14 protein-coding genes are annotated in these 14,256 nt (G+C 68.6%); 9 read left to right on the plus strand and 5 right to left on the minus strand.

The genetic code is table 11. From position 1 onward, the window contains the following. Positions 1–4: 4 nt before the first annotated feature. Entirely contained in the window at positions 5–1,282 is a 1,278-nt protein-coding gene (locus tag BoBH3_RS17230) for a phosphopantothenoylcysteine decarboxylase domain-containing protein (protein ID WP_262332067.1), read from the minus strand. A gap of 93 nt (positions 1,283–1,375) precedes the next feature. After that, on the minus strand, positions 1,376–1,879 hold the full coding sequence (locus BoBH3_RS17235) for an Lrp/AsnC family transcriptional regulator (protein WP_262332068.1): 504 nt from the start codon (positions 1,877–1,879) through the stop codon (positions 1,376–1,378). 124 nt (positions 1,880–2,003) lie between these two features. On the opposite strand from BoBH3_RS17235, the gene BoBH3_RS17240 reads away from it, so the two are divergent. From BoBH3_RS17240 to BoBH3_RS17250, 3 genes are all read left to right on the plus strand, one after another. Further along, on the plus strand, positions 2,004–3,029 hold the full coding sequence (locus BoBH3_RS17240; RefSeq protein WP_262332069.1) for an ABC transporter substrate-binding protein: 1,026 nt from the start codon (positions 2,004–2,006) through the stop codon (positions 3,027–3,029). Between the two features lie 73 nt (positions 3,030–3,102). Further along, on the plus strand, positions 3,103–3,786 hold the full coding sequence (locus BoBH3_RS17245; RefSeq protein ID WP_410050626.1) for an ABC transporter permease: 684 nt from the start codon (positions 3,103–3,105) through the stop codon (positions 3,784–3,786). Then, positions 3,762–4,538 carry an ABC transporter ATP-binding protein gene (locus tag BoBH3_RS17250; protein WP_262332071.1) on the plus strand — a complete coding sequence of 259 codons (777 nt, stop codon included), beginning with the start codon at positions 3,762–3,764 and terminating at the stop codon, positions 4,536–4,538. Before BoBH3_RS17245 ends, BoBH3_RS17250 begins: the two co-directional genes overlap by 25 nt. A gap of 103 nt (positions 4,539–4,641) precedes the next feature. Here the strand turns inward: BoBH3_RS17250 and BoBH3_RS17255 are convergent, their stop codons facing one another. Next, complete coding sequence (locus BoBH3_RS17255; RefSeq protein WP_262332072.1) at positions 4,642–5,490, minus strand: SDR family NAD(P)-dependent oxidoreductase; 849 nt, start codon at positions 5,488–5,490, stop codon at positions 4,642–4,644. Between the two features lie 187 nt (positions 5,491–5,677). Between BoBH3_RS17255 and BoBH3_RS17260 the strand changes: the two genes are divergently transcribed. Next, a complete protein-coding gene (locus BoBH3_RS17260) occupies positions 5,678–7,855 on the plus strand; it encodes a protein-disulfide reductase DsbD family protein (RefSeq protein WP_262332073.1) in 2,178 nt (725 codons plus the stop codon). A 21-nt stretch (positions 7,856–7,876) separates the two neighbouring features. Further along, positions 7,877–8,509, plus strand: coding sequence for a redoxin domain-containing protein (locus tag BoBH3_RS17265; RefSeq protein ID WP_262332074.1), 633 nt, complete (start codon positions 7,877–7,879; stop codon positions 8,507–8,509). Between the two features lie 91 nt (positions 8,510–8,600). On the opposite strand, the gene BoBH3_RS17270 is transcribed toward BoBH3_RS17265, so the two are convergent. Beyond that, a complete protein-coding gene (locus tag BoBH3_RS17270; protein ID WP_262332075.1) occupies positions 8,601–9,791 on the minus strand; it encodes a penicillin-binding protein activator in 1,191 nt (396 codons plus the stop codon). Positions 9,792–9,964: 173 nt separating this feature from the next. On the opposite strand from BoBH3_RS17270, the gene rsmI reads away from it, so the two are divergent. The 3 genes from rsmI (at position 9,965) to gshB (ending at position 12,275) form a co-directional block, all read left to right on the plus strand. Then, entirely contained in the window at positions 9,965–10,873 is a 909-nt protein-coding gene (gene rsmI, locus BoBH3_RS17275) for a 16S rRNA (cytidine(1402)-2'-O)-methyltransferase (protein ID WP_262332076.1), read from the plus strand. Next, positions 10,870–11,265 (plus strand): YraN family protein, encoded by a 396-nt coding sequence (locus BoBH3_RS17280; RefSeq protein ID WP_410050617.1) that lies wholly within the window; start codon positions 10,870–10,872, stop codon positions 11,263–11,265. The genes rsmI and BoBH3_RS17280 overlap by 4 nt, the downstream gene beginning before the upstream one ends. 71 nt (positions 11,266–11,336) lie before the next feature. After that, positions 11,337–12,275: a glutathione synthase gene (gene gshB, locus BoBH3_RS17285; RefSeq protein WP_262332077.1), complete on the plus strand. Its 939-nt coding sequence runs from the start codon at positions 11,337–11,339 to the stop codon at positions 12,273–12,275. A gap of 27 nt (positions 12,276–12,302) precedes the next feature. Here the strand turns inward: gshB and BoBH3_RS17290 are convergent, their stop codons facing one another. Further along, complete coding sequence (locus BoBH3_RS17290) at positions 12,303–13,085, minus strand: HesA/MoeB/ThiF family protein (RefSeq protein ID WP_262332078.1); 783 nt, start codon at positions 13,083–13,085, stop codon at positions 12,303–12,305. Positions 13,086–13,240: 155 nt separating this feature from the next. Here BoBH3_RS17290 and BoBH3_RS17295 point away from each other — a divergent pair, with 155 nt between their 5' ends. Next, on the plus strand, positions 13,241–14,242 hold the full coding sequence (locus BoBH3_RS17295; protein WP_262332079.1) for a BMP family lipoprotein: 1,002 nt from the start codon (positions 13,241–13,243) through the stop codon (positions 14,240–14,242). The last annotated feature ends 14 nt before the right edge of the window (positions 14,243–14,256 follow it).

The following is a 14,256-nucleotide window of genomic DNA, read 5'->3' on the forward strand; positions in this document are numbered from 1 at the left end:
CGTCTCAGCCCGTCTGGCCGGGCTGCACGAGCCCAGCTACATGGGCGATCAGCCGTGCGGCGACCTCGTCCTTCGGCAGCGTCGGCCAGGTCTCGACATTCGAGGCCGTGACCAGATGCACCGTGTTGGCATCGCCGCCCATGACGCCGGTGCCGCCGACATCATTGGCGACGATCAAATCGCAGCCCTTCCTGGCGAGCTTTGCCTTGGCGTAGTCGATAACGTTCTGCGTCTCGGCGGCGAAGCCGACGACCAGCGGCGGGCGCCCGCTCCTCCGATGCGCGACGGTGGCGAGAATGTCCGGGTTCTCGATGAGCGAGAGCGGGGGCAGCGTGCCGCCATCCTTCTTCATCTTCTCGGGCGCCGCATCCGCCACGCGCCAGTCGGCGACAGCAGCGGCGAAGATCGCGATATCGGCCGGCAGCGCGGTCTCGACGGCCGCCAGCATCTCGCGCGCCGATTCGACATGGATGGTCTCCACGCCCGCCGGATCCGGCACCATGACCGGCCCGCTGACCAGCGTCACGCGGGCTCCGGCTGCGGCTGCGGCTGCGGCGAGCGCATGGCCCTGCTTTCCGGACGAGCGATTGGCGATGTAGCGGACGGGGTCGATCGCCTCATGGGTCGGGCCGGAGGTGATCAGCACATGCCGGCCCGCCAGAGCGCCCGCCGCCGCATGTTCTCCGCCGGGCAGCCGGCCGAGGAAGCCGATGGCGCGGGCCGCGGGCGGCTTCTCACCGGCCAGCGCGAGCTCGATCGCGGACAGGATTTCCGGCGGCTCGGCCATGCGGCCTGGCCCGGACTCGCCGCGCTCGGCCATGGCGCCGCTGTTGGGGCCGACGACGAGGATGCCGTCCTTCTCCAGCTGCGCCATGTTCCGGCGCGTCGCCGGATGCTGCCACATGCGGGGGTTCATCGCGGGCGCGATCAGCACGCGCTTGTCGGTGGCGAGCAGCGCAGTGGAGGCGAGGTCGTCGGCAAGCCCGTTCGCCATCTTGGCGATGAGGTCCGCCGTGGCCGGCGCCACCACGACGAGATCGGTGGAGCGCGAGAGCTGGATGTGGCCGATATCGGCCTCGTCCGTCAGCGAGAACAGGTCGGTGAAGCAGCGCTCGCCTGCGAGCGAGGACACCGAGAGCGGCGTCACGAACTGCTCGCCGGCGCGGGTCAGGATGCAGCGCGAGGCGATGCCGCGATCCTTCAGCCGGCGGATCACCTCCAGCACCTTGTAGGCGGCGATGCCGCCGCCGATGATCAGGAGGACGGAGCGGGAAGCGGGCAAGGCGGCTCCTGGGGCAAGTCAGGCGTCGGACTGCCCGCTTCCTAGCATCCGCATCATGCCGCTGTCATGCGGCTGCTTGGAGGATTTCGGGGCTTAATCGCGCGGCAGGTCCGGCACCTTGTAGGCCGTGGTCGCCTTGATCCGCTCCATGGCGAAGCGCGAGGTCACGTTCTTGAGCGGGATCGTCTCGATCAGCTTCTTGTAGAAGCCGTCATAGGCGGCCATGTCAGCGACGACGACGCGCAGCATGTAGTCCACGTCGCCCGCCATCCGGTAGAACTCCATCACCTCCGGCATCGCCGCGACCATCTGTGCGAACTTCTCCAGCCAGGGGCCGGAATGGTCGGCTGTCTCGATCTGGACGAAGACGGTCAGCCCGAGGCCGATCTTCTCCGGTGCCACCAGCGCAACGCGCTTGAGGATGACGCCCGCCTGCTCGAGCTTCTGGATGCGCTTCCAGCAGGGCGTCTGCGACAGCCCCACACGATCGGCCAGTTCCGCGATCGAGATATTCGCGTCGGCCTGCAGCACGGTGAGAATCTTGCGGTCGATGGCGTCCATTCTCTCAAGCTCGCTTCTGTAAGAATTTTGATCCATTAGTTTCGCCGATAAGAGATAAAATATCTTTTTACGGCTCAACTATTGCATCTAGATAGAAAATCCTTTTCTCAGACTGTCAATGGGGCTGTTTCTCCCCGCGTTTGCGAGAAGGATTTGAACGATGGATCGCCGCCAGTTTCTCATCGCCGGGTCGAGCCTCGCGGCGACGGCGCCCTTCATCGGTGCGGCCCAGGCGCAGAGCGTCACCGCTCGCGTCGGCTACATCCCGATCGTCGGCACGGCGCCATTCTTCGTCGCCAATGGCGAGGGCTGGCTTAAGCAAGGCGGCGTCGATGTCGCGGTGACGGTCTTCGAATCCGGCCCGAACATGATCCAGGCGCTCGCTTCAGGCACGATCGACGTCTATGTCGCCGGTGTGGCGCCGCTGGCTGTCGCTCGCTCGCGGGGCGTCGATGTCCGTGTCGTCGCCTCGACGGCAATCGGCGAGAACGTCGTCGTCAGCGCGCCCTCGCTGACGAAGTTCTTCACGCCCGGCACGAATGCCGCTGCCGCGTTCAAGGCCTTCCGTGCGGCCACCGGCAAGGCGGCGCGCCTCGCGACCCAGCCGGCCGGCTCTGTCCCCAATACGACGCTGCAATACTGGCTCTGGGAAGTCGCGAAGGTCGACAAGGCCGATGTCGAGATCGTGCCGATGGGCATCGACGCGACCCAGCAGGCCATCCTGGCGGCGGCCGTCGACGGCGGCAGCGTCCGCGAGCCGGCGCTCACGATCATCCAGACCCGCAATCCGCAGATCAAGCTGATCGCCGGCGGCGAGGAGGTCTTCCCCGGCCAGCCCGGCACGGTCGTCGCTGTCTCCGGCGCCTTCGCGACCAAGAGCCCGCAGGCCGTGCAGTCCATCGTTTCGGGCCTCGTGAAGGCCGCGGCGTTGATCAAGTCGAGCCCTGCAAAGGTGGCGCCGCATGTCGGCGCGGCGCTCGGCAAGGGCATCGTCGATCCCGAGCTGATCCAGAAGGCGCTCGTCTCTCCGGCGAGCCAGTTCGAAATCGATCCGCGCAAGATCATCGAGCCCGCGCGTGCCATGCAGGCCTATCAGGTCAAGCTCGGCTCCCTCGAGAAGGAGCTGCCGTTCGACGGATTGTTCGACACGCAGTATTACGAGCGCGCGATCAAGACGGGCGGCTGACATTGTGAAAAGACTGCGGGCTCCGGCCCTTGCCCTTGCGGGCCTCGTCGCCTTCCTCCTGCTCTGGGAGGCGATGCCGTTCTTCGGGCTGGTGAACCCGGCCTTCCTGCCGGGGCCGAGCGCCCTGCCGAAGGCCTTCATGCGGGAGCTGTCCTCCGGCGCCTGGCTCGCGGCCGTGCTCGGCTCGCTGCAGCATTACTTCGTCGGCCTGTTCACCGGCGCGGGGCTGGGCGTCGCGCTCGGCGTCCTCGTCGGCATGTCGCGCATCGCGGAAGAGTCGACGGCCTGGGTCGTCAGGGTGCTGCGTCCGATTCCCGGCCTCGCCTGGGTGCCTTTCGCCATCATCTGGTTCGGGGTCACGCCCCAGGCCGCGGTGTTCATCATCGCCATCGGCGTGTTCTGGATCGTCTTCTTCGCGGCCCAGGGCGCGATCCGCGGCGTCGACAGGGACCTCGTCGAGGTGGCGGACGCCTTCGGGTTCCGCTCGCCCCTGCAGCGCCTCGTCAAGATCCTGCTGCCGGCGGCAATGCCCGGCATTCTCGTGGGCGTCCGCACGGCGCTCGGGCAGGCCTGGATGGCGGTGGTCGCGGCGGAGATCTTCGGCGTCGCCGGCGTCGGCCAGCGCATGATGCAGGCGTCGAGCCTGCTCGCGACCGACATCGTCGTCGTCTACATGCTGACCATGGCGGCGCTCTACGGTGTGCTCGACACCGCCTTCGTCGCCTTCCAGAAATGGGTGCTCCGTTGGAAAGCGTGATCGAGATCAAGGGCCTGTCGCTCACCTTCACCCGCGACGGCGAGGAAACCGAGGTGCTGCACAAGCTCGACCTTTCGGTCGGGCGCGGCGAGTTCCTCGCCATCGTCGGCCCTTCCGGCGTCGGCAAGTCGACCCTGCTGCGCGTCATCGCCGGGCTGGCGAAGCCGAGCGGCGGCGAGGTCGTCATCCATGCGAAAGATCAAAGCCGCCGCCCGGTCGCGCTGGTCTTCCAGGATTCGCGCCTCCTGCCCTGGCGCAAGGTCGTCTCCAATGTCGGCTTTGGCCTCGAAGGTCGTGTGCCACGTGGGGAGCGCTTGAAGAAGGCGCAGGAGATGCTCGATCTGGTGGGCTTGAGCCCGCTCGCCCAGCGCTGGCCGCATCAGCTCTCTGGCGGGCAGCGCCAGCGTGTCTCGCTGGCCCGGGCGCTCGCCGTAGAGCCCGAGATCTTGCTGATGGACGAGCCCTTCTCCGCGCTCGACGCGTTGACCCGCGAGACCCTGCAGGACGAGCTCGTCCGCGTCTGGCAGAGCACCGGCAAGACGGTCCTCTTCGTCACCCACGACATCGACGAGGCCGCCTATCTCGCCGACCGGGTGGTGATCCTCTCGGGCGCGCCCGGCCAGATCATCGCCGAGCACCGTATCGATGCGCCCCGGCCGCGCCGGCGCGGTGCGGCGGCGGAGGCCGAGATCGTGCGCGCCGTGCGCCAGGGTCTTGGCGCCGACATCGTCAGCGACGGCGCGGCGATTTGACATTCGTCGTCATTGCGAGCGCAGCGAAGCAATCCAGGGGCGGCAGAGCTCTGCGCCCCCCTGGATTGCTTCGTCGCTGAGCTCCTCGCAATGACGGAAAGGTTCACCCCTTCGCGACGAAGGCCTTGAACGCCTCGCCATAGTCCTTGTGCCAGCGGGAGAGCGGCGGGCGGTTCTCGATGATGTCGCCCATCGCCCAGGCCATGCGCTTCTCGTCGAGGGCCCGCGGCGTGTCCCCGTCCGGGCAGAGGATATAGAAATCGTCGGCTGCGAGCCGCTCCAGCATGAAGTCGACCGTCTGCTCCGCCGTCCAGGCGCCGGCGGGCCGCTCGGTGCGCCCGCGCGCTGCCAGCGGCGTGAAGACGAAGCCGGGGATCAGCAGATGCGCGCTGACCTTGCAGCCCTCGGTGTTGCGCAGCTCGTGCTGCAGTGCCTCGGTGAAGGCCTTCACCCCGGCCTTGGAGACATTGTAGGCCGGATCTCCCGGCGGGGTGGTGATGCCCTGCTTGGAGCCCGTATTGATGATCAGCGCCGGCTCGCCGCGCGCGATCATGCCCGGCGCGAAGACCTGCGTGCCGTTGATGATGCCGCCGAGATTGACGGCGAGGATGCGCTCCCAGACCTCGTGCGCGCCGAAGATCGTGCTGCCCGGCTGCATTCCCGCATTGTTCATCAGCACATGGACCTTGCCGAAGCGGGCGATCACCTGCTCCTGCAGGAAAGCGATGTCCTCCCGGCGGCCGACATCTGTTTCGACGGCAAGGACGTTGTCCTCTCCGACCAGCGTCGCCAGCACCTGGCCTGCGGCCTTCAGCGCGGCGGCGTCCCGGTCGGCGATCGCGATCTTCATGCCGCGCTCGGCGAAGGCGCGGGCGGCGGCGAAGCCGATCCCGGAGGCGCCGCCGGTGATGACGGCGACATGCGAAGGAGCGATGGCTGGATGGCTGGTCATGGTCGTGAATTCTCGTGAATCAGGCGTCGGAGCGCGGAGAACCTACGGCGCGGGGCAGGGCGACATCATGGCGCGCTGCGCTTTCTGGCCGGCGGGCGCAAAATTGGAAAACGGCCTCACTGCCTTGTCATTGGCTTCGGCCGGCCGATTCGGGCATGGGGGCAGGATGTTCGGGAAACGTGACGGGATGATGCTGCGGCATCGCGCAAGCCGCTTCCGGCCGGGTGCTGTCCTGGCGACGGCTGCCCTCGCCCTCGGCCTGTTGGGTTCCGGCGCGGCTGCGGCTGCCGAATCCGCGGCCGTGATCTCCCCGCGCGTCACCGCCACCCTGCTGTCCAGCCGCGATACGGTTGCGCCCGGCGAGCGCTTCCGGGTCGCGCTGGTGCAGAAGCTGGCACCGCACTGGCACACATACTGGCTGAACCCGGGCGATTCCGGCGAGCCGACGCGGATCGAATGGCAACTTCCGGCGGGCGCGAAAGCCGGCGAGATCGACTGGCCGGCGCCGCAGGCGATCCGGGTCGAGCCGCTGGTGAATTTCGGCTTCGAGGGCACGGTGCTGCTGCCGGTCGAGATCGCGGTGCCCAACGACGCGAAGCCGGGCGAGACTTTCACGCTGAGCGCCGATGCCACCTGGCTGGTCTGCGAGAAGATCTGCATTCCCGAGGAGGGCTCCTTCACCCTCGATCTGGCCGTCGGCCCCGCGGCCGTGGTCGATCAGGCGGCGCAGGAACGCATCGACGCGGCGCTGGCCGCCCTGCCGAAGCCGGCGCCGTTCCGCGGCAAACTCAGGGCCGAGGGCGAGAACCTCGCGCTGGAGCTGCCGGAGCTGCCTGCCGGTGCGTCCGATCTGCGCTTCTTCCCGATCTCCGACACGCTGATCGAGCATGCGGCTGACCAGCCCCTCGCCTCCGGTGAAAAGCCGGTGCTGACGCTGGCGCGTTCGAGCGCGTTCAAGCTGCAGCAGCCAGAGCTGACGGGCGTCCTGACTTATCGCGAGGGCGGCGAGCTCCGCGCCGTCACGCTGGCTGCCGATGCCGAGCCGGCCCTGCTGACGGCTTCCGGCACGGCGGCTGCGCCGCCGGCCGCGGTGCGGATTCCGGTGCCGGCCGAGGGCGCCGATCTGACGCTCTGGGCGGCGCTGGCTTTCGCCTTTGCCGGCGGGTTGATCCTCAATCTCATGCCCTGCGTGCTGCCGGTTTTGTTCATCAAGGCGCTCGGCTTCGCCCAGATCGCCCATGTCAGCCGCAGCGAGGCGCGCGAGCAGGGCCTGCTCTTCCTCTGCGGTGTGCTCGCCACCTTCATGCTGCTCGCCGGCGCGGTGATCGGGCTCGGCGCGCTCGGCAGCCAGGTCGGCTGGGGCTTCCAGCTCCAGTCGCCGCCGCTCGTCATCGCGCTTGCCGTGGTGATGGTGCTGATCGGCCTGAACCTGATCGGCGCCTTCGAGATCGGTGGCTCGGCCGCAGGCCTCGGCGACGGGCTTGCCAGCCGGGGCGGCCGCCTCGGCACCTTTATGACCGGCGCGCTCGCGGTCGTGGTGGCGACGCCCTGCACTGCGCCCTTCATGGGTGCCGCGATGGGCTATGCGGTGACGCAGCCGCCCGCTTTGGCGCTCTCCGTCTTCATGGCGCTCGCGCTCGGCTTCGCCTTTCCGGTGGTGGCGCTCTCCTTCGCGCCCGCTTTGCTCAGCTTCCTGCCGAAGCCCGGCCGCTGGATGCTGGTGCTGAAGCAGGCCTTCGCCTTCCCGATGTTCGCCACCGCGATCTGGCTGATCTGGGTCGCATCGGTGCAGACCGGCCCGCAGGGCGTGCTCGCGGCGCTGGTCGCGGTGCTGGCGGCGGGCTTCGTCGTCTGGCTCGTCGGCGTCACGCGCGGGACGGTGCCGCGCCGTATCTTCGGCTCGGCGCTGGCGGTGCTCGTCGCGCTCGGCGCCGGCTGGTTCACCGTGCAGAACGCCGTGCCCGGCGCGACGACCGAGGCGCGGGCCGGCGACGTCGAGGCCTGGTCCCCCGAGCGCGTCGCAGCGCTGCAGGCGCAGGGCAAGCCGGTCTTCGTCAACTTCACTGCGGCCTGGTGCATCACCTGCCTCGCCAACGAGCGCGTCGCGCTCTCGCGCGAGGAGGTGAAGCAGAACTTCGCGAAGCTCGGCGTCGTCTATCTCAAGGCCGACTGGACGAACCGCGATTCCCGCATCGCCAAGGCGCTGGCCGAGCAGGGCCGCGCCGGCGTGCCGCTCTACCTGTTCTATCCGGGCCGCAAGGACGGGCAGGCCGAGATCCTGCCGCAGCTCCTGACGACCGACACCGTGATCGCGGCCGCCACCCGCGCGGCCGGCCGCGAAAAGACCGCGACCGCTCAGCCGTAGATTTCAACCAGGGAGACAGACATGAAGCTGACCAGACAGGGTTTCATTGCCGGCCTCGCTCTTGCCGGGCTTTCTTTGACCGCCGGCGCGGCGCTGGCCGACGGCCCGCGCGTCGGCGCACCCGCCCCGGCCTTCCAGGCGGTGGATGCCGACGGCAAGACCCGCAACCTCTCCGAATTCGCCGGCAAGACCGTGATCCTCGAATGGACGAATCACGACTGCCCCTATGTCCGCAAGCACTACAACAGCGCCACCATGCAGACGCTGCAGAAGGACATGGCCAAGGAGGGAATCGTCTGGCTCTCGGTCATCTCCTCGCCCGTGGGCGAGCAGGGGCATGTCGAGGGGGCGAAGGCCAAGGAGCTCTCGGCGCAGCGTAATGCGGCGCCGGCCGGCATCCTGCTCGATCCGAAGAGCGGCATGGCGCGCGCCTATGCCGCCCAGACCACGCCGCACATGTACATCATCGATCCCAAGGGCACGCTCGCCTATATGGGCGCGATCGACGACAAGCCCTCCGCCTCGGCTTCGAGCCTCACCGGTGCCAAGAGCTATGTCCGTCAAGCGGTGGCCGAGCTCAAGGCCGGCAAGTCGGTCTCCGAGGCGAGCACCAAGGCCTATGGCTGCGTGGTGAAATACGCTCCGGTGAGCTGATACGCCGCGCCGCGAAACTCCAGGCACAGAACACAAAAAAGGGCCGCGGCGATGCGGCCCTTCTTCGTTTGTCGATAGCTGACAGGCCCGATCAGCGCGTCCCGAAATCGCGGGGCGCGGCGTTGATCGTGACGATCTGGCCGTTGCGGAGCTCGAGCACTGCGAGCCCGCGCTCGACCTGCCCGTCCGCCCGGAAGCGGAAGACGCCATCCGCGCCGGCGAATCCTGACCCGTTGGTCAGCACGGCTTCCGAGAAGCGCTGGGACCCTTGCGTCCGCGCCAGCGCCGCGGACAGCGAGACGGCGTCATAGGCCAGCGTCGCGGTGCGCGTCGGCGCGCTGTTGAAGCGCTGCTGGTAGCGGCCGGCGAAGGCGTTGAAGCCGGCGGTATCGGGCGATGCGAACCAGCCGCCCTGGATCGCCTGCACGCGGGCGATGCTCGCATCGTTCCAGACGCCGGTGCCGAGCGGCTTCACGCGCTCGGGGTTGAAGCCGGCCTCCTGCAGTGCCTGTCCGAGCGCCGGCATGGCGTCGGCTGCCGCCGGCACGAAGAGCGCATCCGCCTGCTGCAGCGAGGGCATCAGCCGCCCGACCGCCGCGCGCATCGCGGCGGGGTCGGAGCCGAAGCGCTCGATCGCCGCGACGCGGACGCCGCGGCTGGCGACAGCCTGCTGGAACGCGGCCTCGACCACCTTGCCATAGGCGGTGTCCGGCACCAGCGCGGCGAAGGACTTCCGGCCCTGCTGGGCGGCGTAGGCGATGACGCGGTTGACGTCGTTCTCGGGCGGGAAGGAGAGCAGGTAGACGCCGCGCGAGGCGACGTTGGAATCGCTGGAGAAGGCGATGACCGGTCGGTTGGCGCCGCGTGCCACCTGCCCGGCCGCCTGCACGGCCGGCGCGAAGAGCGGGCCGATGATGAGCTCGGCCCCTTCTGAAATCGCTTCCTGCGCCGCCGCGCGCGCACCATCCGGCGTGCCGCGATCGTCCTTGAGCAGCAGCGTCAGATCGGCATTGGGGAATTCCGTCAGCGCCAGCTCCGCCGCATTGCGCAGCGACTGGCCGACGACACCGCCTTGTCCTTCCGCGGTGAGCGGCAGGATGAGGCCGACCTTCACCTTGCCCGTGCCGATGGTCGTGCCGGTCGGAGCGGCGGGGCCGCCCGAATCGAAGCCGGGCAGGCCCGAAGTGCCGCCGCCGCAGGCGGCCAGCACAAGCGATAAAGCGACTGCGAGGGCGCGCATGCCCGAGCGCAGGACCGGTACGGAATGCCGATGATGCAACACGGGCGATCTCCAATCGTGGCCGGTCCGGCGGAAGCCCGCCCGGCGATGCAGTCCCCCCGTGGGACTTTTCGTGCCAGTGCGGAATCCTATTTTCAAGTTGTTAACTATGGGTTGCGCGCCAGAGACGCAGCCCCGCCATGGCGCGGCCGGCGCTGCTATGGCAGCGTGCCGCCATGGCCAGCGACGCGATCTCCCGCCCCCCGAGCTACACCGCCTTCGGCCTCAGGGCCGAGGCCGAGCCGCTTTCGCCGGGGCTGCACATCGTCGCGACGCCGATCGGCAATTTGCGCGACATCTCCTTCCGCGCGCTGGCGACGCTGGCCGCAGCGGACGCGATCCTGGCCGAGGACACTCGCACCTCGAAGACGCTGCTCGCGCATTACGGCATCGCGACCCCGCTCCTGCCCTATCACGAGCACAACGCCGCGCAGATGCGGCCCAAGGTGCTGGCGAAGCTGCGCGAGGGCGGCAAGCTTGCCCTGATCTCCGACGCCGGCACGCCGCTGGTCTCCGATCCCGGCTACAAGCTCGTCGCCGAACTCGTCGCCGAGGGGTTGCCGGTCACCGGCATTCCGGGTCCCTCCGCTGTGCTGGCGGCGCTGGTCCTGGCTGGGCTGCCGACCGACCGCTTCTTCTTCGAGGGCTTTCTGCCGCCGAAATCGGGAGGGCGTCGCACGAGGCTGACCGAACTCGCCGCCATTCCGGGCACGCTGGTCTTCTTCGAATCGCCGCGGCGCCTTGCGGAGATGCTGACTGACGCCGCTGCCGTGCTGGGCGCCAGACCGGGCGCCGTCGCGCGCGAGCTCACCAAGTTCTACGAGACGGTCCGGCGCGGCACGCTTCCCGAACTGGCCGCCCATTACGGGAGCGCGGAAGAGGCGCGTGGCGAGATCGTCGTGATCATCGGCCCGCCGGGAGCGACCGATCTCGTCCCGACCGACGACGCGATCGACGAGCGGCTGCGTGCCGCGCTGACCAAGGTCTCGCTCAAGGAGGCGGTCGCGCAGGTCGCGGCCGAGACCGGCCAGCCGCGCCGCAAGGTCTATGCCCGCGCCCTCGAACTGACCCGCGACGATCCGTGAGCGGAACGGAGGCCGGCTCCGACAGGCGCAGCCGCAGGGCGCGCCGCTCCGGCCTGACCGGCCGCCGCGCCGAATGGCTCGCCATCCTCTGGCTGAGCGCGAAGGGCTACCGGCTGCTGGATCGGCGCTTCGGCGGCAAGGGCGGCGAGATCGACCTGGTCATGAAGCGCGGCCGCACCGTCGCCTTCGTCGAGGTCAAGGCGCGGGGCCGGCTCGACGAGGCGCTTCTCGCCATCACGCCGGAAAAGCAGCGCCTGGTCGAGCGGCGCATCCGGCACTGGCTCTCCCGCAATCCCTGGGCGAACGGCCATTTTCTGCGGGCCGATGCGGTGTTCCTCGCGCCTTGGCGGCGGCCGCGCCATGTGCCGGCCGCCTTCGCGCTCGTCCTGTGACGCAGGCGTTGCCCCTTGCCGGAACCGGCCTCGTGGTCCGATAAGAGCCGCCTGCAACAGGGAAGCCTGCCATGACCCTCTCCGTCGCCATCCAGATGGACCCGATCGAGCGCATCCGGATCGCCGGGGATACCGGCTTCGCCCTGATGCTGGAGGCGCAGGCGCGCGGCCATTCGCTCTTCACCTACACCCCCGACAAGCTCTCGATGCGCGACGGCAAGGTCACGGCGCCGATCCGCCCCGTCACGGTGCGCGACGCCGAGGGCGACCATTTCACGGCCGGCACCGAGGAGACGGTCGATCTCTCGACGCTGGACGTCATCCTGCTGCGCCAGGACCCGCCCTTCGACATGGCCTATGTCACCACCACGCATATGCTGGAGCGCATCCATCCGAAGACGCTGGTGGTCAACGATCCGGCCCATGTCCGCAACGCGCCCGAGAAGATCTTCGTCACCCATTTCCCGGAGCTGATGCCGCCGACGCTGATCACCCGCGACAAGGCCGAGATCGAGGCCTTCCGCGATGAATTCGGCGAGATCGTCATGAAGCCGCTCTACGGCCATGGCGGCGCGACCGTTTTCAAGACCAGCAGGACCGATCCGAATTTCGGCTCGCTCTTCGATCTCTTCAGCAACCTCTTCCGCGAGCCCTGGGTGGTTCAGGGCTTCATCAAGGAGGTCTCGGAAGGGGACAAGCGTATCATCCTGATCGACGGCAAGGCGGCGGGCGCGGTCAACCGCGTGCCGGCGGTGGGCGACCTGCGCGCCAACATGGTGCGCGGCGGTGCGGCCCGGCCGACCGACCTGTCGAAGAAGGAGCTCGAGATCTGCGAGGCGATCGGGCCGGCGCTGCGCGAGCGCGGCCTGCTGCTCGTCGGCATCGATGTGATCCACGGCAAGCTCACCGAGATCAACGTCACGGCGCCGACCGGCGTGCGCGCCATCAAGAAGCTTGGCGGCCCGGACCTCGCAGCGCAGCTTTGGGACGTGATCGAGGCCAAGCGCTGAGCCGCCGGCTTCGCTCGCAATGACGTGTCAGGCGGCCTTGCCGCTGCCGTTCAGGGCGTTCGTCTCGTCCCAGCCATAGCGCAATGTCTCGAAGCGCATCGTCAGCGCGTCGAGCAGCAGCAGTTTGCCGACCAGCGGCTCGCCGAAGCCGGTGATGGCACGCACCACCTCCAGCGCCATCAGCGAGCCGATGATGCCCGGCAGCGCGCCCAGCACGCCGGCCTCGGCGCAGGTGGGGATCGTTCCGGGCGGTGGCGCTTCGGGAAAGAGGCAGCGCCAGGTCGGGTTCGGCAACCCGTCCGGCCCGGACTCATGCGCCCGCACGGTCGTCAGCGACCCGTCGAAGCGCCCGAGCGCGCCCATCACCACCGGCCTGTGCTCATGGAAGCAGGCGTCGGATACGGCGTATCGCGTCGCGAAATTGTCGGAGCCCTCGGCGACCACGTCGTAGAAGGCGATCAGCGCGCGGGCATTATGCGGGTCGATGCGGGTGACATGCTCCTCGACCACGACATCAGGGTTGAGGTTGCGCACGAAGCGGGCCGCCACCACCGCCTTGTGGGCGCCGATATCGTCGGTCGTGAAGATGGTCTGGCGCTGCAGGTTCGAGAGCGAGACGATATCGTCGTCGACGATGCCGATCTTCCCGACGCCGGCCGCCGCCAGATACTGGATCAGCGGCGCGCCGAGCCCCCCGGCGCCCACCACGAGCACCCGTGCATTCTTGAGCCGTTGCTGGCCAGGCCCGCCGATCTCGGGCAGGACGATGTGGCGCGCATAGCGCTCGATCTCGTCGTCGCTGAGTATCATGCGCAAAGCGTTAGGCCGATTGCGCCGCCGGGGCAATTGGCCTTGCGGCCGGGTCGCGGGTGACCTTCGGCCAGCTTGGCCGCGTCGCCGAGCCATGGCATCGTGGTGTCACGAGGTCCGGACAGCGGCGCCCGGCATCAGAGGGGATCGGTTCGATGCGTATGGGTTCTTTCGCGGCGGCGCTTGCCGGTGTGGCGCTTTCGGCAATGGCGGCGCTGGCGCAGCAGCCGATCAAGCCGGCGGTCGTCTACGACAAGGGCGGCAAATTCGACAAATCCTTCAACGAGGGCGTCTTTATCGGCGCCGACCGCTTCAGGAAGGAGACCGGCGTCGAATTCCGCGATTTCGAGCCGGCCAATGACGCGCAGATCGAGCAGGCGCTGCGGCGCTTCGCCCGCGACGGCCATTCGCCGATCATCGCGGTAGGATTCTCGCAGGCGACGGCCCTGCAGAAGGTCGCGGCTGAATTTCCTGACCTGAAGTTCACCATCATCGACATGGTGGTCGAGCTGCCGAACGTGCAGTCGATCGTCTTCAAGGAGCATGAGGGCTCCTATCTCGTCGGCCTGCTGGGCGCGATGGCCTCGAAGACCAACAAGGTCGGCTTCGTCGGCGGCATGGACATTCCGCTGATCCGACGCTTCGCCTGCGGCTATGTGCAGGGGGTGAAGGCGGCGAAACCCGGCGCCGAAATCTTCCAGAACATGACCGGCTCGACGCCGGCCGCCTGGTCCGATCCGGTCAAGGGCGGCGAGCTCGCCAAGTCGCAGATCGATCGCGGGGCCGATGTGGTCTACCACGCCGCCGGCGGCACCGGCATCGGCGTGCTGCGGGCGGCGGCCGATGCCGGCAAGCTCGGCATCGGCGTCGATTCCAACCAGAACGGCCTGCACCCCGGCAAGGTGCTGACCTCCATGCTCAAGCGCGTCGACATCGCCGCCTTCAATTCCTTCAAGGCCGCCCGCGATGGCGCCTGGAAGCCGGGCACCTCCGTGCTCGGCCTGAAGGAGGACGGCATCGACTGGGCGCTCGACGAGCACAACAAGGCGCTCATCACCCCCGAGATGAAGGCCGCCGCCGACAAGGCCAGGGCCGACATCATTTCGGGCGCGGTCAAGGTCCACGACTACATGTCGGACCAGAAATGCACGATGTGAGGAGCGGATAGCGC

The sequence above is a fragment of the Allobosea sp. BH3 genome (assembly GCF_025499465.1).
In the GTDB taxonomy this organism is placed as follows: domain Bacteria; phylum Pseudomonadota; class Alphaproteobacteria; order Rhizobiales; family Beijerinckiaceae; genus Allobosea.

What these genes read in the sequence shown, in the direction of transcription:
- BoBH3_RS17235 (WP_262332068.1), bottom strand. Translation starts at nt 1,879, where the DNA reads ATGGATCAAAATTCTTACAGAAGCGAGCTTGAGAGAATGGACGCCATC.
- BoBH3_RS17240 (WP_262332069.1), top strand. Translation starts at nt 2,004, where the DNA reads ATGGATCGCCGCCAGTTTCTCATCGCCGGGTCGAGCCTCGCGGCGACG.
- BoBH3_RS17245 (WP_410050626.1), top strand. Translation starts at nt 3,103, where the DNA reads ATGCCGTTCTTCGGGCTGGTGAACCCGGCCTTCCTGCCGGGGCCGAGC.
- BoBH3_RS17250 (WP_262332071.1), top strand. Translation starts at nt 3,762, where the DNA reads ATGGGTGCTCCGTTGGAAAGCGTGATCGAGATCAAGGGCCTGTCGCTC.
- BoBH3_RS17255 (WP_262332072.1), bottom strand. Translation starts at nt 5,490, where the DNA reads ATGACCAGCCATCCAGCCATCGCTCCTTCGCATGTCGCCGTCATCACC.
- BoBH3_RS17260 (WP_262332073.1), top strand. Translation starts at nt 5,678, where the DNA reads ATGATGCTGCGGCATCGCGCAAGCCGCTTCCGGCCGGGTGCTGTCCTG.
- BoBH3_RS17265 (WP_262332074.1), top strand. Translation starts at nt 7,877, where the DNA reads ATGAAGCTGACCAGACAGGGTTTCATTGCCGGCCTCGCTCTTGCCGGG.
- rsmI (WP_262332076.1), top strand. Translation starts at nt 9,965, where the DNA reads ATGGCCAGCGACGCGATCTCCCGCCCCCCGAGCTACACCGCCTTCGGC.
- gshB (WP_262332077.1), top strand. Translation starts at nt 11,337, where the DNA reads ATGACCCTCTCCGTCGCCATCCAGATGGACCCGATCGAGCGCATCCGG.
- BoBH3_RS17290 (WP_262332078.1), bottom strand. Translation starts at nt 13,085, where the DNA reads ATGATACTCAGCGACGACGAGATCGAGCGCTATGCGCGCCACATCGTC.
- BoBH3_RS17295 (WP_262332079.1), top strand. Translation starts at nt 13,241, where the DNA reads ATGCGTATGGGTTCTTTCGCGGCGGCGCTTGCCGGTGTGGCGCTTTCG.